At 41.6% G+C, this 20,362-nt stretch carries 17 protein-coding genes; 14 read left to right on the forward strand and 3 right to left on the reverse strand.

Translation table 11 applies throughout. The features are described 5' to 3' along the window. The first annotated feature begins 19 nt into the window (after positions 1-19). The 6 genes from ACP8HI_RS23915 (at position 20) to greA (ending at position 5,540) form a co-directional block, all read left to right on the forward strand. Positions 20-886, forward strand: a complete 867-nt coding sequence (locus tag ACP8HI_RS23915; RefSeq protein ID WP_438348607.1) for a carbohydrate ABC transporter permease — start codon at positions 20-22, stop codon at positions 884-886. Beyond that, positions 886-1,704: a carbohydrate ABC transporter permease gene (locus ACP8HI_RS23920; RefSeq protein ID WP_438351969.1), complete on the forward strand. Its 819-nt coding sequence runs from the start codon at positions 886-888 to the stop codon at positions 1,702-1,704. The genes ACP8HI_RS23915 and ACP8HI_RS23920 overlap by 1 nt, the downstream gene beginning before the upstream one ends. Positions 1,705-2,059: 355 nt before the next feature. Beyond that, on the forward strand, positions 2,060-2,812 hold the full coding sequence (locus tag ACP8HI_RS23925; RefSeq protein ID WP_438348608.1) for an SDR family NAD(P)-dependent oxidoreductase: 753 nt from the start codon (positions 2,060-2,062) through the stop codon (positions 2,810-2,812). A 362-nt stretch (positions 2,813-3,174) separates the two neighbouring features. After that, positions 3,175-3,615, forward strand: coding sequence for a DUF1641 domain-containing protein (locus ACP8HI_RS23930; protein WP_438348609.1), 441 nt, complete (start codon positions 3,175-3,177; stop codon positions 3,613-3,615). Between the two features lie 39 nt (positions 3,616-3,654). Then, positions 3,655-4,833 (forward strand): NAD(P)/FAD-dependent oxidoreductase, encoded by a 1,179-nt coding sequence (locus ACP8HI_RS23935; RefSeq protein WP_438348610.1) that lies wholly within the window; start codon positions 3,655-3,657, stop codon positions 4,831-4,833. Between the two features lie 227 nt (positions 4,834-5,060). Next, positions 5,061-5,540 (forward strand): transcription elongation factor GreA, encoded by a 480-nt coding sequence (greA, locus tag ACP8HI_RS23940; protein ID WP_438348611.1) that lies wholly within the window; start codon positions 5,061-5,063, stop codon positions 5,538-5,540. 67 nt (positions 5,541-5,607) lie between these two features. On the opposite strand, the gene ACP8HI_RS23945 is transcribed toward greA, so the two are convergent. Continuing rightward, positions 5,608-7,290: an ABC transporter substrate-binding protein gene (locus ACP8HI_RS23945; protein WP_438348612.1), complete on the reverse strand. Its 1,683-nt coding sequence runs from the start codon at positions 7,288-7,290 to the stop codon at positions 5,608-5,610. Between the two features lie 109 nt (positions 7,291-7,399). Between ACP8HI_RS23945 and ACP8HI_RS23950 the strand changes: the two genes are divergently transcribed. After that, a complete protein-coding gene (locus ACP8HI_RS23950; protein ID WP_438348613.1) occupies positions 7,400-8,926 on the forward strand; it encodes a DUF4153 domain-containing protein in 1,527 nt (508 codons plus the stop codon). 67 nt (positions 8,927-8,993) lie between these two features. Here the strand turns inward: ACP8HI_RS23950 and ACP8HI_RS23955 are convergent, their stop codons facing one another. Both ACP8HI_RS23955 and ACP8HI_RS23960 read right to left on the reverse strand, forming a co-directional pair. Next, positions 8,994-9,629: a guanylate kinase gene (locus tag ACP8HI_RS23955; RefSeq protein WP_438348614.1), complete on the reverse strand. Its 636-nt coding sequence runs from the start codon at positions 9,627-9,629 to the stop codon at positions 8,994-8,996. Positions 9,630-9,806: 177 nt separating this feature from the next. Next, on the reverse strand, positions 9,807-10,031 hold the full coding sequence (locus tag ACP8HI_RS23960) for a DUF4083 family protein (protein WP_438348615.1): 225 nt from the start codon (positions 10,029-10,031) through the stop codon (positions 9,807-9,809). A 569-nt stretch (positions 10,032-10,600) separates the two neighbouring features. On the opposite strand from ACP8HI_RS23960, the gene ACP8HI_RS23965 reads away from it, so the two are divergent. The 7 genes from ACP8HI_RS23965 (at position 10,601) to ACP8HI_RS23995 (ending at position 20,362) form a co-directional block, all read left to right on the forward strand. Next, entirely contained in the window at positions 10,601-10,771 is a 171-nt protein-coding gene (locus ACP8HI_RS23965; protein WP_438348616.1) for a hypothetical protein, read from the forward strand. A 257-nt stretch (positions 10,772-11,028) separates the two neighbouring features. Next, positions 11,029-12,849 carry a sensor histidine kinase gene (locus tag ACP8HI_RS23970; protein WP_438348617.1) on the forward strand — a complete coding sequence of 607 codons (1,821 nt, stop codon included), beginning with the start codon at positions 11,029-11,031 and terminating at the stop codon, positions 12,847-12,849. After that, complete coding sequence (locus tag ACP8HI_RS23975) at positions 12,842-14,362, forward strand: response regulator (RefSeq protein ID WP_438348618.1); 1,521 nt, start codon at positions 12,842-12,844, stop codon at positions 14,360-14,362. The genes ACP8HI_RS23970 and ACP8HI_RS23975 overlap by 8 nt, the downstream gene beginning before the upstream one ends. Positions 14,363-14,515: 153 nt before the next feature. Then, complete coding sequence (locus ACP8HI_RS23980) at positions 14,516-16,009, forward strand: ABC transporter substrate-binding protein (RefSeq protein ID WP_438348619.1); 1,494 nt, start codon at positions 14,516-14,518, stop codon at positions 16,007-16,009. Between the two features lie 195 nt (positions 16,010-16,204). Then, positions 16,205-17,095: an ABC transporter permease gene (locus ACP8HI_RS23985; protein WP_438351970.1), complete on the forward strand. Its 891-nt coding sequence runs from the start codon at positions 16,205-16,207 to the stop codon at positions 17,093-17,095. 23 nt (positions 17,096-17,118) lie between these two features. Further along, positions 17,119-18,036, forward strand: coding sequence for a carbohydrate ABC transporter permease (locus tag ACP8HI_RS23990; protein ID WP_438348620.1), 918 nt, complete (start codon positions 17,119-17,121; stop codon positions 18,034-18,036). Positions 18,037-18,064: 28 nt separating this feature from the next. Further along, complete coding sequence (locus tag ACP8HI_RS23995; protein WP_438348621.1) at positions 18,065-20,362, forward strand: glycoside hydrolase family 3 N-terminal domain-containing protein; 2,298 nt, start codon at positions 18,065-18,067, stop codon at positions 20,360-20,362.

The raw sequence follows: 20,362 nt of genomic DNA on the forward strand, positions 1-20,362 counted from the left end.
GGATGAAGGGGGAAGGAATATGACTAAGCGGTTTACGGCTTTTTACTGGATGACACTGCCTGCCGTTCTGTTGTTCTTTGTGTTTCTGACATTGCCAGCACTTCAGGGGATTTACTATTCATTTACGAACTGGAATGGCTTTGGGAAGAACTATGACTTTGTCGGATTTAAAAATTACATTAATCTCTTTACAGATAACAATGTAGGGAACGCCTATCTATTCACCTTCAAGTTCGCGATTGTCGTTACGATTCTTATTAATATCCTTAGTCTACTCATCGCGATTGGGCTTAACGCTAAGATCAAGGCAAGGAACTTCTTTCGAGGAATTTATTTCTTGCCTAATATACTGAGTGTATTGATCGTGGGATACATATTCAATTACCTATTTTCCAATGTATTTACCGTTTGGGGTAAAAATTTAGGTATTGAGGCGCTTTCTACCAATATTCTCGGTAGCGAAAGTACGGCATGGATTGGTATCGTCATTGTTGCGGTATGGCAGGGGATTGCGTTCAATACGATTCTATATTTGGCTGGTCTTCAGACCATCCCAACGACGCTTTACGAAGCGTCTAATCTGGATGGTGCGAACCGTTGGCAGGAATTCTGGAAAATCACGTTTCCGCTAATTGCTCCATTTTTCACCATTAATATGGTGCTAGCTATGAAGAATTCACTGATGGTTTTTGACCAGATCGTTGCTCTGACCAATGGTGGACCTGGGCGTGCGACTCAGTCCATATCGCATCTGATCTACATTGGGGGATTTCAGGGTGGGGAATTCGCTTATCAGTCTGCTAACTCCGTCATTTACTTCATCGTGATTGCGGTAATTTCATTTGTACAGGTTAGATTCCTTCAAAGCAGGGAGATGGATATGTGATGAGAATCCGATTGAATTGGCCAGTGATGATTCTGATCTCACTTGGAACGTTACTTATCTTATTCCCTTTATATATGGCGATCACGATTGCTCTTAAGAATCCGGAGGAATTGGCTAAATCATTATTTGCCTTTCCAACGACCTTTCACTGGGAGAACTTTACTAATGCAATTAAAATGACGAATTTCTTTCAAGCATTACGTAACAGCGCGCTCGTTACGACAAGTACAGTTGTGCTGACACTGCTTTCAAATTCGCTGGTAGCCTACGCTATCGCACGTAACATGGACCAGAAGTTTTTCAAAGGATTGTATTTCTATTTCATCAGTGCAATGTTTATTCCATTTCCGATCATTATGTTGCCGATTGTTAAGTTGGCTTCCGCATTTCATATGACGAATTTGGTAGGTCTGACTATTCTTCATACGGTTTACGCTTTGGCGTTCAACGTATTTGTATATGTGGGGTATATCCGTTCGATCCCAGTAGCACTGGAAGAAGCAGCGAGGGTGGATGGGGCAACCACTTGGAGTACCTTCTGGCGTATTATATTCCCGCTGATGGCACCGATTAATGCAACGGTAGGTATTCTCGTATGCCTATCGACGTACAATGACTTCTTGCTTCCGCTCATTATTATTAGCGACCCAAGCATGTATACGTTGCCACTTGTGCAATATATTTTCCAGGGACAGTTTAACACAGACTTTAATTTGGCTTTCTCGTCATACCTTATGGCCATGCTACCCATGATCATCATTTATCTATTCGCCCAAAAGTGGATTATCAATGGAGTCACACAGGGAGCAGTGAAGTAATTTAATACATGATGCCAAGGATACCCCCTTATCTTAGGGGGTATCCTTGGCTATATCACATTGTAAATGGTAGATTTTTTAAAATATAAGAAAGTATAAGTTTCACTTGATACTCTATTCCTTATATTTCTGCTGAAACGGGTGCCTTAAAGTGATACGAAGTATCGCTAGCATCGGAAGCATAAGCTTTTTGAAAAAGGACGGCGAAGCCGGTTCTACTTGTTTGTTCAAATTTGTGATATGTTGTATCACAACGATTCAGTCATACTTTAATAATGCTTAGGAAATACTATGATAGTTAGAGTAACTCCAGAATTGTTTAGACATAAATGCATCATTACTAGGAGGACTAAATATGGGGACTTTAAATGGAAAAGTAGCCATTGTTACGGGAGCCGGAAGTGGTATGGGACGTGAAGAGGCAATTCTACTTGCCAAAGAAGGAGCTACCGTTGTATTAACTGATATTAACGAGGCCGCTGTTCAAGTTGTCGCTCAAGAAATTACAACGAATGGCGGAGAAGCAATAGCATTTGCACATAATGTGGCATCAGAAGAAGAGTGGATTAAGGTTGTAGAAGATACTATTAAGAAATATAGCACAATCGACGTATTGGTTAACAATGCGGGTATTTCCTTAGCAGTCAACTTGCTTGATACGACCATGGACCAATGGAACAAAGTCATGAATATCAACGTTGCAAGTGTCTTCTTAGGAATGAAGCACGTGATTCCACATATGAAAAGTAACAATGGTGGTTCGATCATCAATATTTCATCGATTGCTGGGCTAACGGGTGGGAGTGGCGCGGGAGCTTACACGGCATCCAAAGGTGCGGTACGTATGCTTTCTAAGGCAGCGGCAGTCGATTACGGGAAAGATCATATTCGCGTGAACTCTGTTCACCCTGGATTTATTGAAACTCCAATGACAACGGATATGGTTGCTGATGATAGAATGCTAGCTTGGTTCTTGTCTCAGACAGCGTTACCAAGAGTAGGACAAGCATCGGAAGTAGCTCAAGCTGTATTATTCCTCGCTTCTGACGCTTCATCCTACATTACGGGCATCGAACTACCAGTTGATGGTGGCGTGACGGCCAAATAATGAATGAATAGCACCTATGTATACCTGTACATGCAAATTATGATGTACAGGTATATAATATAGGTTATAATTTAAGCTAAGCAGTACTTATATTTCGGCAGAGACGGATACCTCAAAGTGATACGAAGTATCGCTAGCATCGGAAGCATAAACTTCTTGAAAAAGGATGGCATACCGTTTCTGCTTGGTGAGGATTAGGAGTAGTCCGGGACCGTTTGTGAATAATAGTGCATGTATTCTTATATTTCTCGCAGAAGCAGATACCTGCTAGCGATACGAAGTATCGTTAGCCACCCTATTAAGGACGGCATAGCCGTTTCTACATGTGAAGTAAATATTGTTATCGTAAAGGAGAATTAGTTATGTCAGAAGCTATTACTCAGACAACGTCTGAAGCAGAATCGCAAGCTGTATCTACAAGCCGTGAACCTAATGATGTACTGGAGCAGTTATTGCAACCTGAGGTTCAGCAATCCCTAATTGCTCTAATCGAGCAGTTACCTAAATTGACTGAGATTGTCAATGTATTGACGAAGTCATATGATTTCGCCCATTCGGTTGCTACCGATGATGTATTAAAGAATGACACGGTAGGTGCAATACAAGAAATGGTTGGACCTGTGAAGGACTCCGTGAAGAATATAGCGGTAAACGTAATAGAAGCAAAGGACCGTGCCGAGGTAAGTCAAGAAGCCATCGGTGTTTTTGGTCTGTTAAAAATGCTTAAAGAACCACAGGCGCAAAAGCTGTTCCGCTTCGTTAACGCTTATCTTCAAGTTAGTGAAGAACGTAGTAAGAAATAAATTTTTGTACAATAACTTAATAAGAGCGGAGGACACAAGATGTCACAACATATTGTTATATTAGGAGCGGGTTATGGCGGACTTCTAACAGCTTTGAGTCTTCGCAAGTATTTAAGTAAGGCTGAAGCCAAAGTAACTGTCGTAAACCAGACTCCAACACACCAAATCATCACAGAATTACACCGACTTGCAGCTGGTAATATTGCTCAAGAGGCGATTTCTATGCCATTGGAGAAGCTTTTCAAAGGGAAAGATATTAATCTGAGAATTAGCAAGGTTCAGTCCTTCTCAGTAGACAATAAAGAAGTTAAACTTTCAGACGGATCGACGTTAACTTATGATACACTAGTTGTCGGTTTGGGAAGCCAAACGGCCTTTTTCGGTATTCCAGGACTTGAACAGAATAGTATGGTCTTGAAATCTGCAGCGGATGCGAACAACATTCATAAGCATATCGAAGATCGTATACGTGAATTTGCAAAAAGTAAGAATGAAGCTGATGGAACGATTGTCATTGGTGGCGGTGGTCTATCTGGTGTCGAGTTAGTTGGCGAAATTGCTGATGGCATGCCTGCACTTGCTAAGAAATTCGGTGTAGATCCTAAATCTATCAAGTTATTACTCGTTGAAGCGGGTCCTAAAATTCTTCCTGTGTTGCCAGATCATCTCATTGAACGAGCAACGAAAAGTTTGGAATCGCGTGGTGTTCAATTCTTAACAGGTCTTCCTGTAACGAATGTTGAAGGAAATGTGATTGACCTGAAAGATGGTCAGAAGATTGTTGCCAATACATTTGTATGGACTGGTGGAGTACAAGGAAATCCTCTAGTTGGTGAATCAGGACTTGAAGTTAATCGTGGACGTGCAAGCGTTAATGAACATCTTCAATCTATTTCTCACCCAGACGTATTTGTTGCAGGGGATAGTGCTGTTTTCTTTGGTCCAGAAGGACGTCCATATCCACCTACTGCCCAGATCGCTTGGCAAATGGGAGAACTTATTGGCTACAACTTATTCGCTAAGCTTAATGACAAGTCTATGGAATCCTTTAGTCCAATTGACTCCGGAACCCTTGCAAGCTTGGGTCGTAAAGACGCTGTTGCAACGGTTGGGGCTAACTCAACTCCTCTTAAAGGGATGCCAGCATCTCTTATGAAGGAAGCAAGTAATATTCGTTACTTGTCACATATTAAAGCACTCTACAGTTTGGCATATTAAGAGGAAGTTCAAAAAGGAATCTTCCAAATACCACATACAAGAAAACAGTAAGCCAAAGATAAAGAATAACTTTGGCTTACTGTTTTTTATATCTTATATCCACCAACGACTATCCTAATAAAAGGAATATTTGAGTGCTCTGTACATCCCATTTCGTAAGTTTACTAACAATCTTAACTGGATATAGGTTAGAATTGAATATAGAAAGCAAAATAGGAGTTGTAAACATGGCAAAAGAAGAAGTGATTTTGACGCAAGAGGGATTAGATAAATTAGAGTTTGAACTTAGGGATCTTAAAACCGTGAAACGTAAAGAGTTAGCAGAGCGTCTTAAGCTAGCGATTAGTTATGGCGATTTAAAGGAAAATAGTGAATACCATTCTGCCAAAAACGATCAATCCTTCATGGAAACTAGAATAAAAATATTGGAAAAGATGCTAACTAAGGCTGTTGTTGTGGATGCAGGTAGCTTAGATCTATCCATCGTCAATGTGGGTACTACGGTCATCTTAAATGACATTGAATATTCGGAGAAAATTGAGTATCAAATTGTAGGTCCAGCTGAAGCGGATGTCCTGAATAATAAAATCTCTTATGAAAGTCCCCTAGGCAAAGAACTCATGGGTAAAAAGATTGGCAACGTGATTCATGTAACTGCACCTATGGGAATTATAAAATATGAGTTACTTGAAATAAAAACTATTTAATTATATATAAGCAATAGCGATAAAGCCTAACCGGATATAGTGTAGGCTTTATTTGTCGTGGATGGGGTTATAACGGTGGGAACCATATATGCCTGAGATCCACCCAGCCTTGACTGTTAAAGGTCACTCCACGAACAGATGGAAGATACGCGGTCTGAACTGGTTTTTCATATAAAATATGCAGTTGATGTTCCTGTATGAGACGTGTTTCAATCGTTTGAAATAATTGAGCACGTACTAGAGGATCAGATTCTCGTGTTACGTGAAGAAGTGCTGTTTCAATATCTACCCTTGTATGAGGTTCGACGTGTTCGGACATCGTTACATAAAGATCAAGCAGACGAAGTTGTTCATCCTGATCACGAATTAAAGAGAAGACAATAAGATCAGATTCCAAACGGACGGAACCTTTGAACTCCTCTGGGGAAGTAGACACGATGTTGCACACATAACCAAAGTTGGCTAGTCTATCCGCTATGAAATGGGCATCCTGTCGATATTGTGGAATGGTGGAAATTTGCAAAGTCATCGGCTGCTCCATCACTGCATCATGTACAAGATGAATGGGTTCACCGCGTAGACAAGATAGCATATGAGCTCTAATGGCTGGATCATTTAAAGGTCCGGTTTTCTTTGTGTTACAGGTAATAAATTTTCTCACGGAAGCTTTGGAATGGATCTGGCTCCATGATCCTCCTTCTGCTGAAGATGGGTTGTGAATAATGTGAAAAGGGGATAACGAGTCGGTATGATCCGATTGTTCCTTCTCCATACGCCAAGGGATTTGGATAATCTCGACGCGGTCTAAGTGCGCTCTCTCCTGGAAATAATGAGTGAATACCTCTAACACGCATACACTGTCGTTAAATTCCGTGACCTTAAAAGGCCCCGTGCCAATAGGTTTAACCCCAAAGCCTTTCTCCCCCAATTGATCCAAGCCCCTCGGAACGATGGCAGCACGGCTTGTACATAAGAAGGATAGGAATAGCTCATTCGGTTGTTTTAACTCCATGCTTACTGTGGTGGGGTTGACGGCTCTTACAGATTGTATTTGTTTGAAAATAGTGCTGTATAACGTTCTTTGCGAAGTCTCCATTAACCGTTCAAATGTAAACACAACATCATCCGCAGTCATTAGAGTGCCATTATGAAATAGGATCTCTTTGCGTAGGAAGAACGTCCACTGCGTGCGACTAGAATCCACTTCCCAGGCATGAGCGATATTCGGAAGAATCTCATGCGTGCTGCTCGACCTCCTAACGAGACCATCAAACACATGGCTAGAAACAAAAGATTCAGCTAACAGATTCATATATAAGGGATCTACGGTGTGAAGTTGCTGACGAATGGGTAGACGGAGGGTATCAATCTGTTTCTCGCTTTTCATCTCGGAATGATGTCCGAAGTAAGTAAGCAGCCACTCCTGTAGTCGATCTTGCATCGTCGATGATCTGGCATGTGCTCGAATCTGATCAATAGCATGTTTGAGATCTTGCCGACTGATCGCTTTCATCATCGATTGCGCTGCTATTTCTTCGGGATCAATCAGAAAGCGCAAGGTAGATCTGTTCCCTCGTCCACGCTTAGATAGCCAAAGAACCCAACCGTGTTCCACCATTTTACGAATGATCGTAGATGCATTACGGTGAGTGCAGTTCAGTGTGACAGCCAATTCGTCTAAGGTAACCCGAATATCTTCAGAGTTTCCATAGTGGGAATGCAGGCGTAGGAACTGATTATGTAGCTTCATAATTCGATTCACTCCTAAAATAGGAAGTTTTATAATAATTACTTCTCTTTATCTTCTTATTTTATCATCTAGAATAAGGTTTAGAAAGTAAGAAGTGGGGGGATTACCTATGATTCATAAAATCAAATCGAGAATAGATCGACCTCTTGTTGCCCTGATGGGTGCGTTCGTTCTAGCTATGGCTCATCATTATTTATTCTATGGACATCAGTTTGGTGTATCATATCCTATGTTTGTGGGGCTTTTTTACTTGTATATGTTCTACAATGCAAGGGAACAAATGGCCAAACCAGCATGGTTCGGATGGGTGTTATTTGGAGCCATTCTGTTACTTTCTTTGACGTATTCCTTATTTCAAAATCAAATCTTTCGAGGGCTCAACTTTATGGTGATTCCCTCACTAATATTCGTACATATGGCCTATACGTTTAGTGTAAGGAGACCCTCATGGTATAAGCCGCAGATCATTTCGGTGACATTAGATCATCTTATTGTGCAAAGCTTACGACATGTTCCAACTGCGTTTAGAATGGTGAAGACTTCAGCATCTAGCACCATGGGAGAGCGACGTAAAGCTGTCATAGGTAAAATATTTATGGGTCTTGCTATTGCGACGCCAGTATTAATCGTTGTCATTACCTTATTATCATCCGCAGATGGCGTATTCGATCAGATTCTCTCTGGAATTCCTGGAATGTTGAACATCTTATCCTTAGGTGAGGGCATCTTCCGGTTTATCTGGGTATGTATCGTTTGTATTTTACTATTTGGATACTTATGGGGATTTATTGACTCCAAGAAGTTCGAGTGGGGACACGAAGTAGAGATTGATCACAGGACAGGTCATGCCGTCGAGCGTTCATCTGACCCATTCAAGCTCGTGCTAGATCCTATAGTTGCGGTTACCGTATTAGTAGCGATAAATATAGTATATGTCCTGTTTGTTGTTGTGCAATTCTCGTATTTATTTGGTGCATCGGAAGGGACGTTACCGGCTGGAACTTCCTATGCAGACTATGCTAGAAGTGGGTTTCTTGAGCTTGTAGCCGTAACGACAATCAACTTTATCCTTTTGATGGGTACTCTCATCTTCAGTGAGAAAGAGCGCAATCTATTACAGAGAATAAACAATATTATGTTGTACATACTGGTTGCATGTTCTTGCGTGATGCTGTACTCCGCTTTTATCCGACTGGTCCTGTACGAACAGGCATATGGGTATACGTATATTCGATTTCTTGTTCACGCGTTCATGATCTTTCTAGCGGTATTGTTGATTATTGCAGCACTTCGAATTCACTTTACAACCATCCCATTGGCTAAGATCTATATCGTTCTTGGTTTAGTATCCTATGTAATCCTTAACTATGTGGGGATGGACATCATCATAGCCGAGAATAATATGGCGCGTTACCAAGAGAGTGGAGTGATCGATGAGGAATACTTGAGTAATTTATCAACGGACGCGGTTCCTACACTTATTCACTTTAGCTCCGAAGAACATTCAATGATTGATGATCATTTGGCACGACAACAGAAGGACTTGTCCGAGAGAAATGATGATTGGCCTTCGTTCAATCTATCTGTATATCGGGCGGAGAGAGCGCTGAATGATTATTTAGCCGAAGGGAATTAGAATGTTTTGATCCACTATACTAGTATGAAAACGGGGCTATCCATTATAGGATAGCCCCTGCTATATTTCACAGCTTGTCTTGCAGAAATGCTACGATCTTGTTAATCGTGGTTTCTGATTCAATATTTTGTAGAAGGAACTCTGATTCCTTCTTATATATAACTTGCTCTGTGTAATTTCGCAAATACTCTTCCATAACTTCGAACGGAGCTGCTTCTCTTTCTAGCCGAAGTCGGATATCGTCCTTGGTGACGTAAAGAAAGATCCGAAGGGCTCCATTTCCGAAATGCTTCCGAATGGCTTGCGCCCCTTCCTGATTAACGACGACAATGGCGGCTTGATGGGTTTCTAGGACTTGAAAAAGTTCTTCCTTCGAGACTCCGTAATTTCCCCGTTCCAGATGAACCTTCTGGAAGAAGGCAAGCCTATCTGCCATAGACTGAAATTCACCATCGGAGATAAAATGATAATGCACTCCGTCTCGCTCATTTGGACGAATGGTACGCGTAGTGTAAGGAATCACGTGAGGAATGCCTAGTTGTGCACTCAATTGTCTGGCTGTACTCTTGCGTCCTGAGCCACTCGTTCCGGTAATTACGATGACCTTATACTTTGAAGATTCGCCATGAGCCATCTCCATAGGCGAGTTATTTAACTCCTGTTTGATCGCTACTGTTTTGGATGATTTCAGCCAGTTCCACATTGCTTCTCCCGCATGCCTTTCAAGGAATGTCCTTGATGCACGGGGATTCACCTCCTTTACAATATAGCTCCTCATAACAGCTTATTTCGACATAAATCAACAAATCCCTGCGTTCGAATCCATGTGAGCAGAAATGCTTTAAATAAGGACAGAGTTACTAAGCTACGAGATAGTTAATCATTTACTTTCGTCCTTTTTTTGCATGATCAGATCCATTTTGTTCTCGATAGCATCCAGCCTTTTCTTAATATCTAATTGACTTTGATTTGTTCGAGTAGAATTTGTTAGTAATCTTCTAATAAATAGAATAAGTGAAACTACGAATAAAATAATTAATCCAAAAATAACGATTAATAGAATCAATCCGGGAATTCCTACACCACTGCCCATAACGTTGCTCATCTCCCTAAGTAGATATTTACTTATTATACCACTATTAATCGACCTGAAGATTTAGGTCGGTTTTCTTTTGGAAATAATTAAAGCCAAATGTATAACCCCACACGTCTAGTCTACGAAAGGAATTGAGAGGAGATTACATATATGAACATTACAATGAAATGGGAAACTTCTTCAAAATATAAGATAGTATAAGTTTCACTTGATACTCTATTCCTCATATTTCCATTGAAACGGTGCCGTCTTTGAAAAAGGATGGCACCGTTTCTACTTGTCCTATTAGTATAAGTTTTTTGGAGGACATCCTGCTCTACCCTGTATGATTTTTAAAAGTCTATATAAGGTGTTGAAATTACTTGAATAGCCGATACGACACCCACCATATTCCATATAAGATCATAAATTCCGAATGTAATTCAGTGAAGTATACATAGAGTGGGGATGTTAGAGTGACGAACAATGCTTCGCGTATGAAGGTAGTGAAGGTGAGGCTAGAATAGATGCAGAAAGTACATTTAATTAGCAGGAAAAGCAGGGAAAGAGAGAATTAGTTGTAAAAAGGACAGTTAAAAATGGCGATAACGCTGATAAGTGGAGTTTCCAGTAATTTAGATGTACTCCATGCAACTAAAGTTAGCTTCAGAGGGATTGGGTTGAATTTAGTTGTACTTATTGCACCTAATAGTGAATGGTGGAGGCGGAAGGTGACTATTGGTGATGGTGTTGCGGCTCATACCTGCTAGCGATACAATGTATCACTGGCATCGGAAACGTAAACTTCTTCACTATATGAACTCTTTCACCAAGTACGCCGAAAGGCGTTTTTCTAACCCGCCACATTAATCCTTTAACCAAGGACACCGAGTATAGAATAAATGCTAACGTTCAACTCGTCTTTACAGGATAAGGCCGATAATGCTAATATACGGGGGTCTTAGGGCAACGGGTATAATGAACTGCAATGAATTTCAATTGGCTGACAGACGAAAGGGGGGGGACCATGCTAATAAACAGGATTTATAGAAAGTACCTCAAAAATAATTTATTTATGAGAATGATTTTTCTGTTCTCTGTGATTACGATCGTAACCATTATTATATTAGCCTATTTGATGTTTCACTTTATGTCGCAGTCAGTAGTTCAAAGACAACTGGATATCCAGAAAGGAGCCATTCAAACTGTAAGCAATTACATCAGGGATAAGTATGACTCCGTTCAGGTGATGATGCGTGATGTATATAGAGATGGTGATCTGACTTCCAATACCTCCTACTTTCTGGAGCATACTTATGAGGAATATGTTAAGTACAGACTAGATCGCTTTTATACTGAAAGCGGCGCGCCAGGCGATACTGTAAAGTATTTCAGAAATCGTGTGGAGGATGATCCCAATATTGTAAGTCTAATGTTGTATAGCGCCGAACAGCAGTATCTATATGCATACAAAAACAGGGACTTCAAAATTGTTTCTACGAATGCTTCGCGATCCTACGTCCCTGATGCCATGTATTTGGAGGTGGGTTCGAACGTCTCCGTACCCAATATCTGGGTGCGAAAGGCGAGTGATATAGCGGAATCACCGATGTTTTCCGTGCGTGTTCCTATTAATAATAAGTCGTCACTGCGCAATATCGGGCAACTACTGGTATACTTCGATTCGGAGAGAATTTGGGATAGTCTGGACAATTATAAAGGTGATTTCAAAGGTACCATTCTTGTACTGTCAAGTGCAGGTGACGTGATATTCGATTCGTCAGATACTTATTACGGCCACAAATATCCCTATATTGAGCAAGTAAACACGTTGTATGATAGCGATGTGGTCAAAGAAGGAATGTCGATCACGAAGCTAACGGATACCCAAGGTGGTTTCACTGTACTCAGTGTGGTTCCCAAGTCGGAGTTTGCTGCGTCGTATCGCGGAATACGGAATACGATTCTCACGGTTAGTTTGATTTGTATTCTGTTTGCCATTGTGGTGTCATCCTTGTTTATCAATGGTTTCGCCAAGCGGACGCACAGTATAATAAGGTTTACAAGAAAAGTGAAGAATGGAGATATGACCGCTCGGATTAAGGATGTTAGAGATGATGAACTGGGACAGATATCCAAGAGTTTCAACGATATGCTGGAAGAACTTAATCTCTATATCGATCGGGTATATAAGGCGGAAATCAAGCAAAAACATACCGAATTGGCCGCGCTAGAGGCCAGAGTAAACCCCCACTTCTTGTACAATACGTTGGAAGTGATCCGGATGCGAGCCATTTCGCAGGGAGCTACGGACGTTGGAGAAATGATCTATAGTCTATCCGTGCTATTCAAAAGTTATGTTCAGCAAAAGCCAAGATATACGCTGAAGGATGAGCTTGAGGCCTGCCGTTTGTATTTGGAGCTATTTCGGATCCGTTATAAGGACAAGTTCTCTTATCATATACAGTGTGATAAGAAGCTGGAAGATAAAGTGGTGCTGAAAATGTCTTTACAGCCGATTATTGAGAATTATATCCTCCACGGTATGAGAACCGATAAGACCGATAATCAAATCTCGGTCACTGTGGTAGGGGAGGATGAAAATCTTCGCGTTGAAGTAAGGGATAATGGACAAGGTATTTATCCGGAGAGACTGGCAGAAGTCAAACAAGGGCTGTTGAATCCGAATGAGTACTCGGAATCCTTTGGGCTCCGTAGTATACATGAAAGACTGAAGTTGCTGTACGGTAGTTTCTACGGTGTTGATGTTCAAAGTGAGATAGGGAAGGGAACGGCCGTAACCGTATGGTTTCCTGATTTGAGGGAGGATGGAACACACGATGTATAAAGTATTTATTGTAGATGATGAACCATTTATCATAGAAGGCTTGTATGATATTGTCGATTGGGCTCAACTGGGGCTGGAAATCGTCGGTCAAGCCGAGAATGGATTAGATGCGCTGAACGCGTTAAAGGTTATTCCCACGGACATTCTTGTTACGGATATCTCCATGCCAATGATGAATGGACTCGATCTGATTCGTGCAGTTCGTGAGTTTCAGCCGGACCTTAAAGTGATCATATTAAGTGGATATGATGAATTTGGATATTTGAAAGAAGGCATGACACTAGGTATAGAAAATTATTTATTGAAGCCTATCAATCTGGAGGAATTTAAAGCAACGCTGAATATGGTAGTCGAGAAATTAAACGTCTCCCGAGTAAAATATACCTTGAACGAACATAGCATGATGATCCTGAAGGACAATGTGATGCACCGCTGGTTGAGAAACCAAATAAAACCTCAGGAGTTTCAAGAACGTGTTGATCTTCTCGGCCTTGTGGTTAATAAGCCGTTTGTGTTAGTTTCGCTTTTTCGACCTGAGCATTCTAATGCTCAGGTGTTCGAGTCTGTTATGAACCACTTGGGAAGTAGACCTGGGATTATTCCTTTTCGCGATATGGACGGGGATATTGTACTGCTGTATAACTTCGACGATCCAGAATTGGGGAAGGACGAAGCTGACAAGACAAGCCATGAGCTGATGAGCATCCTATCACCTTATCAGACTTTACACCTGTCTCTAGGTAGCGTGGAAGATATGGAAGCCGGGGCCCCTAGAAGCTACAACAATGCGAAAAAAGCTCAGGAATACTTCATGATCTTTCCAGAACAAAACATCCTTCGATATGACGACCTTAGAGACAAACAAGCGAATACTGAACGTAGTATTCCCATGGATTGGAATGAATACAACAAGTTGATTATGGCGAAAAGTAAAGAGGAACTATTGGTCTGTATAGAGAGAGATTTCGGGTCTATGCAGCAAATAGAAGGGATTAGCCCGGGACTCCTTCAAGATGTGGCTATGGAATGGATCATTCGGTTCAAAATGCAGTTGGAGGAAATCCGACATGTTGATGAACCTGAATTATACAAGAACAACTTCGATAAAATTCGCACGACGTCTTCTCTTGAGGAATTGATCGACATCATGAAAGAAGTTGCGGAGATTACAGTAGATTCACTGGCTCGCGACGTGAAGAGCCCAGTAGTTCAGCAGGTGCTTCGCTATATCAAAGAGTCTTATAACGAAGATCTGTCACTTAAGACTTTAGGAGCCATGTATAACATTCATCCTGTATATTTGGGACAGCTATTTCACAAAGAAGTTAATGAAACTTTCACCGATTATATTAACTGGTATCGGATTGAGAAGGCGAAGGAACTGCTGAAATTAACCCAGATGAAGGTTCATGAAATCGCCCGAAGTGTCGGATATTGGGAGACAGGTTACTTTTATAAACAATTTAAAAGGTATGTGGGGATTTCGCCGACAGAATATAAAGGGCTAAGCTAGTGCTACTTGCTAGAAGCCTTTTCTTTATTTTGTACATGATTTATTTAGTTTCACTCCTATTTGAAAGTGTTTTCATAAGTTAAGGTTAAGGTAGTCCTTAAGGACACAAAGACAGAAATGAACATGGTTTACTAAAAGGGAGGGTATTTAATAATGAGTACAAAAAGAAAGAAGTTTTCTCTTTTATTGACATCACTGATGGCGCTTACACTGTTGGTAACTGCATGTGGTGGAAACAATGCAACGAACAGTACAAACAATGTATCTGGATCAAAACCAGCAGAGTCTGAGAAACCTGTTGAATTGATTTGGTACACGATCGGCGCTCCACAAAAAGATCTGGATCTAGTTATGGCGGAATTCAACAAATATACCAAAGAAAAAATTAACGCAACCATCAACATGAAGATGATCGACTACGGCGATTATTCACAGAAAATGCAGGTTAATGCTGCTTCTGGTGAGCCGATGGATATTCTATTTACATCCTCATGGGCGTTTGATTATGTGCAAAATGCACGTAAAGGCGCTTTTATTGAACTAGATGATTTGCTGCAAACGCATGGTAAAGACATTGTAGCAACTCTTGATCCTGCGTTCCTGGAAGGTTCAAAAATAGATGGACATAACTATGGAGTGCCAGCTAATAAAGAGCTTCCGGCGTTAGAAGTATACCGTTTCAACAAAGAACTACTTGATAAATACAACTTGGATATTTCAAATGTGAAATCTTTCGAAGATCTGGAACCTCTGCTGAAGACAATCAAAGAGAATGAACCAGATGTTACCCCTTACGCTATGGTAAAAGATTTCGTGCCTTCGATGCCATTTGACTACGTCATTGAGAAATTACCAATGGCGGTCTATATGGACACGGCAGACTATAAAGTCGTTAACATTTTGGAAACACCAGAATTAAAAGAAACATTAAAAACAGTTCGTAAGTACTATCAAGCGGGATACATTTCACCTGAAGTGGCTACGACTACCTCAGCGGATGACCTGTTGAAGTCCGGTAAGTGGTTGGTAGACCGTGCGGCAAGTCAGCCTTTCGCCGACAATCAATGGTCTGTGAGCCAAGGATATCCGATTATTTCCACACCTGCGACAGAGTCAATTATTTACAATTGGTCGGTAATGGGTTCTATGCAAGCTATCTCTGCTAACACTAAATATCCAGAGAAAGCAATGGAATTCCTTAACTTACTAAATACAGATCCAAAACTGCGTAATATGATCGATTCTGGTATTGAAGGCGTTCACTTCGAAAAAGTTGGCGATAACGTGATGAAGAACTTGGAGAAAGCCAAAAATTACGATATGCCTACATTCTCGCTTGGTAACGTGCTGATTACTTACCTGAATGAAGGCGACCCAGAGAATAAATGGGATGAATTCAAGAAATTTAATGAAGCAGGCGTTAACGCTCCATTACTCGGCTTTAACTTCGACACTTCGAAAGTGACGACAGAACTTGCTTCGGTTCAGAATGTGAAAGAAGAATATTGGGCCGCGTTGATGACAGGAACTGTTGATTCAGAGGAATATCTGCTTAAAGCTAATGAGAAATTCAAAGCTGCTGGATTGGACAAGATCATCGAAGAAGCACAAAGACAAGTCGATGAGTGGAGAACTTTAGAAAAATAAGCAACTAGAGATTAATGAGAAAGTCGGGCGGGTGATAGCCTTTTGCCCGGTCTTTTTCATTTAGTTTTCCGAAGGTACCCATATTTTTGGGCTATATAACTGGAAACGGGTGGTATTGTAAATTTTTAATTTCAGGAGGGATAAAACGTGAAATTAGTCGGCGAGTTTTTTAGAAATGTCGTAAAGAATAAAGTTATGCTATTGATGGTTCTTCCCGGCGCGCTTTGGTTCCTCTTATTTGCCTATCTTCCAATGTTTGGGACAATCATTGCTTTCAAGGAATATCGTTTCCACCGTGATGGTTTTTGGGCCAGTATTGTAAATAGTAAATGGGTTGGACTTGATAACTTCAAATTTCTATTTAGCACGGAGGACGCTTTTATAATTACACGAAACACACTACTTTATAACATTGTTTTTATATTTGTAGGATTGGCTTTATCAGTATTGTTAGCTGTTGTTCTGTCAGAAATAACCAACAAGAAACTTTCGAAATTATACCAGACCGGCATGTTTCTCCCTTATTTTCTATCATGGGTCATCGTCGGTTATTTCACATTCAGCTTCTTAAGCTCGGACCGGGGATTGTTGAACGGGTTGTTTGAATCTTTGGGCATCGGACCGGTTCAATGGTATACGGAATCGAAATATTGGCCGTTTATTCTAGTACTTGTTTATCTATGGAAAGCAGTAGGATATAACAGTGTTGTGTATCTAGCATCTATTATGGGAATTGATAGATCGCTTTATGAGGCGGCTATGATTGATGGCGCCAACAAGCTTCAACAAATTCGTAGTATTACGCTACCGCTTCTTAGACCGATCATCACGATAATGACATTGTTAGCGATTGGAAAAATCTTTTACGCAGACTTCGGCTTGTTCTATCAAGTACCGAGAGACTCTGGAACTTTGTATGCAGTAACAAATGTTATCGATACCTATGTCTATCGTGGTCTCAAAACAACGGGTGAGATTGGCATGAGCGCAGCTGCGGGATTGTATCAATCTGTTGTAGGTTTCTCCCTTGTTATGGCATCTAACTATATCGTACGCAAGTTTGACAAGGATAACGCCTTGTTCTAAATATACCGAAGGGAGTGAGGATTATGTCTCAAAGAAAAAAGAAAGAACGCGATTTTCATAATTTATCAAAACCGATGAATATTTCGTTTAACCTCATAGCTAGCATCTTTTCCTTTCTGTGCGTATTTCCTTTTCTGTTTGTGGTCATCATTTCCCTCACAGATGAGAAATCGCTTGCCAGTAATGGTTACAGATTAATTCCAGAGAAATGGAGCTTTGAAGCTTACCGATACGTATTCGACATGGGCGATACGCTATTTCGTTCATTCGGGGTGACTATTTTTGTCACAGTCGTAGGTACTATCATCAGCTTACTGATTATGTCCTTTTACGCCTATGCTGTTTCGCGAAAAAGCTTTAGATATCGTAATTTTTTCGCCTTTTTCGCCTTCTTCACCATGTTGTTTAATGGCGGACTTGTTCCGACCTATATCGTAGTTACACAATTAATGGGTCTCAAAGATTCGATTTGGGCTTTGATTCTTCCACTGGCTGCAAACGCCTTTTATATTATGATCTTGCGGACCTTTTATAGCACGAGTGTTCCTGATGCCATTATCGAATCGGGGACAATTGATGGAGCTGGGGAGTTTCGTATTTTTCTTAAATTGGTACTTCCGTTATCCCTTCCAGGTCTAGCAACGATAGGTTTGTTCTGTACTCTTGGTTACTGGAATGACTGGTTTAATGCGTTACTCTATATTGATAGTCCTAATCTCGTACCGTTGCAATCTATGTTGATGCGTATTGAGACCAGTATGCAATTCATTATGCAGAACGCGCAGAATAGTCCGCTTGGATTAGAAGCTTTGAGATCCTTGCCACAAGACACTTCGCGGATGGCGATGGTAGTTCTGGCAACGTTACCTATTATTTTCGCATATCCGTTCTTCCAACGTTATTTCATCCAAGGCCTTACTATAGGGGCTGTTAAAGAATAAGATCCTCACAGAAGGAGAGAAGGCAACTATGATCTACAAGGATCGTAACAATTCTACTTCCGATCGGGTGGAACATTTGCTCAGTCTGATGACTTTAGAAGAGAAGATCGGCCAATTGATCCAACCATTCGGATGGCAGACTTATGAGAATATAGACGGTAAGATCGAGCTTACTGAAGCTTTCAAGAAACAGGTGGAAAATGGCGGTGTAGGTTCATTGTACGGCGTGCTTCGCGCTGATCCGTGGACGGGAGTTACAATCGAGACTGGACTATCCCCAGCAGAAGGTGCCGAGGCAGTCAATGAAATTCAGCGTTATGCAATAGAGCATTCTCGTTTGGGTATTCCTATCTTGATCGGAGAGGAATGCTCGCATGGACATATGGCGATTGGTGCCACGGTATTCCCAGTACCGCTAAGTCTCGGCAGTACTTGGAATGTGGATCTGTATCGTGAAATGTGTCGTGCTGTAGCACGGGAGACACGGAGCCAAGGGGGTGCGGTTACTTATTCTCCAGTTCTTGATGTCGTGCGTGACCCTCGTTGGGGTCGAACTGAAGAATGCTTTGGCGAAGACGCTTATCTGATCAGTGAACTGGCAGTTGCTTCTGTGGAAGGACTTCAGGGGAAATCGTTGGATCAAGAAGATAGTGTGATCGCCACGTTGAAGCATTTTGTAGGTTACGGTAGCTCAGAGGGCGGCAGAAATGCTGGGCCTGTGCATATGGGCAAGAGAGAGTTGCTTGAAGTTGATATGCTTCCGTTCAAGAAAGCGGTGGAAGCGGGCGCTGTATCAATCATGCCAGCTTATAACGAGATTGATGGTATGCCTTGTACGACGAATAGAGAGCTATTACAGGATATTCTCCGTACAGAGTGGGGATTTGACGGTATGGTCATAACCGACTGCGGGGCCATAGACATGCTGGCCTCAGGTCATGATACTGCTGATGGCGGAATGGATGCAGCTGTACAAGCAATCTCCGCGGGCATTGATATGGAGATGTCTGGTGAAATGTTCGGGAAGTACCTGCTCGAAGCTGTACGCCAAGAAAAACTAGACCCATCAATAGTTGATACTGCGGTCCGCCGTGTGCTGAATCTGAAATTCAAACTGGGATTATTTGATTCCCCGTACGCCGATCCAAAAAATGCATCCAAAGTAATTGGTAGTGAAGAGCATATCGCACTTGCCCGGAAGATTGCTGGGGAGGGCATTGTTCTATTGAAAAATGAGGGTAATATCCTTCCCCTATCTAAAGATTCGGGTAAGATCGCTGTCATTGGTCCGAATGCCGATGTGGGCTACAATCAGCTCGGAGATTATACTTCACCACAACCTAGCTCAAGGGTAACGACTGTTCTTGGCGGTATCCGGAGTAAGCTTGCAGAGGAACCAGAACGCGTTCTTTATGCTCCTGGATGCCGGATTAAAGATGATTCCAAAGAAGGCTTTGATTATGCTATTACTTGCTCAAAGCAAGCAGATACCGTTGTTATGGTTGTTGGAGGATCAAGTGCACGCGATTTTGGTGAAGGAACTATCGATCTGAAGACAGGTGCCTCAAAGGTTACGGATCATTCTTGGAGTGATATGGACTGCGGGGAAGGCATAGATCGTATGTCTTTGAAGCTATCAGGAGTTCAGCTTGAATTGATTCAAGAAATTCATAAGCTTGGCAAACCCATAGTGGTTGTCTATATAAACGGTCGTCCGATTGCGGAACCTTGGATTGAAGACAACGCAAATGCAATTCTTGAGGCTTGGTATCCAGGTCAAGAGGGTGGTCATGCGATTGCAGATATCTTGTTTGGTGATGTGAACCCGTCGGGTAAATTGACGATCTCTATACCGAAGCATGTAGGTCAGCTCCCGGTTTATTACAATGGCAAGCGTTCCAGAGGCAAACGTTATCTAGAAGACGACTCACAGCCGCGCTATCCGTTTGGCTATGGGCTGAGTTATACGGAATTTAGTTATTCCAATCTCACGGTGCAGCCGGAAGTAATATCTGCGGATGGGGTAGCTACTGTTACGTTAGAAGTAAGTAATACCGGTGACATGGAAGGTGCAGAGGTAGTACAGCTGTACATCTCCGATACAGTCAGTGTTATAACTAGACCAGCCAAAGAGCTAAAAGGTTTCCGTAAGGTGACGCTGTCTCCAGGAGAAAGCAAAACAGTTGAGTTCACGGTTGGAGCCGAACAGCTTCAGTATATTGGCTTGGATTACAAGCCAGTTGTAGAACCTGGTGAATTCCGCGTATTGGTAGGAAAACACGTGAACGATACGCTACATGCAACTTTAATTGTGCAGGAGGATTAA

This window comes from Paenibacillus sp. FA6, from assembly GCF_051550225.1.
Taxonomy (GTDB): Bacteria; Bacillota; Bacilli; order Paenibacillales; family Paenibacillaceae; genus Paenibacillus_AQ.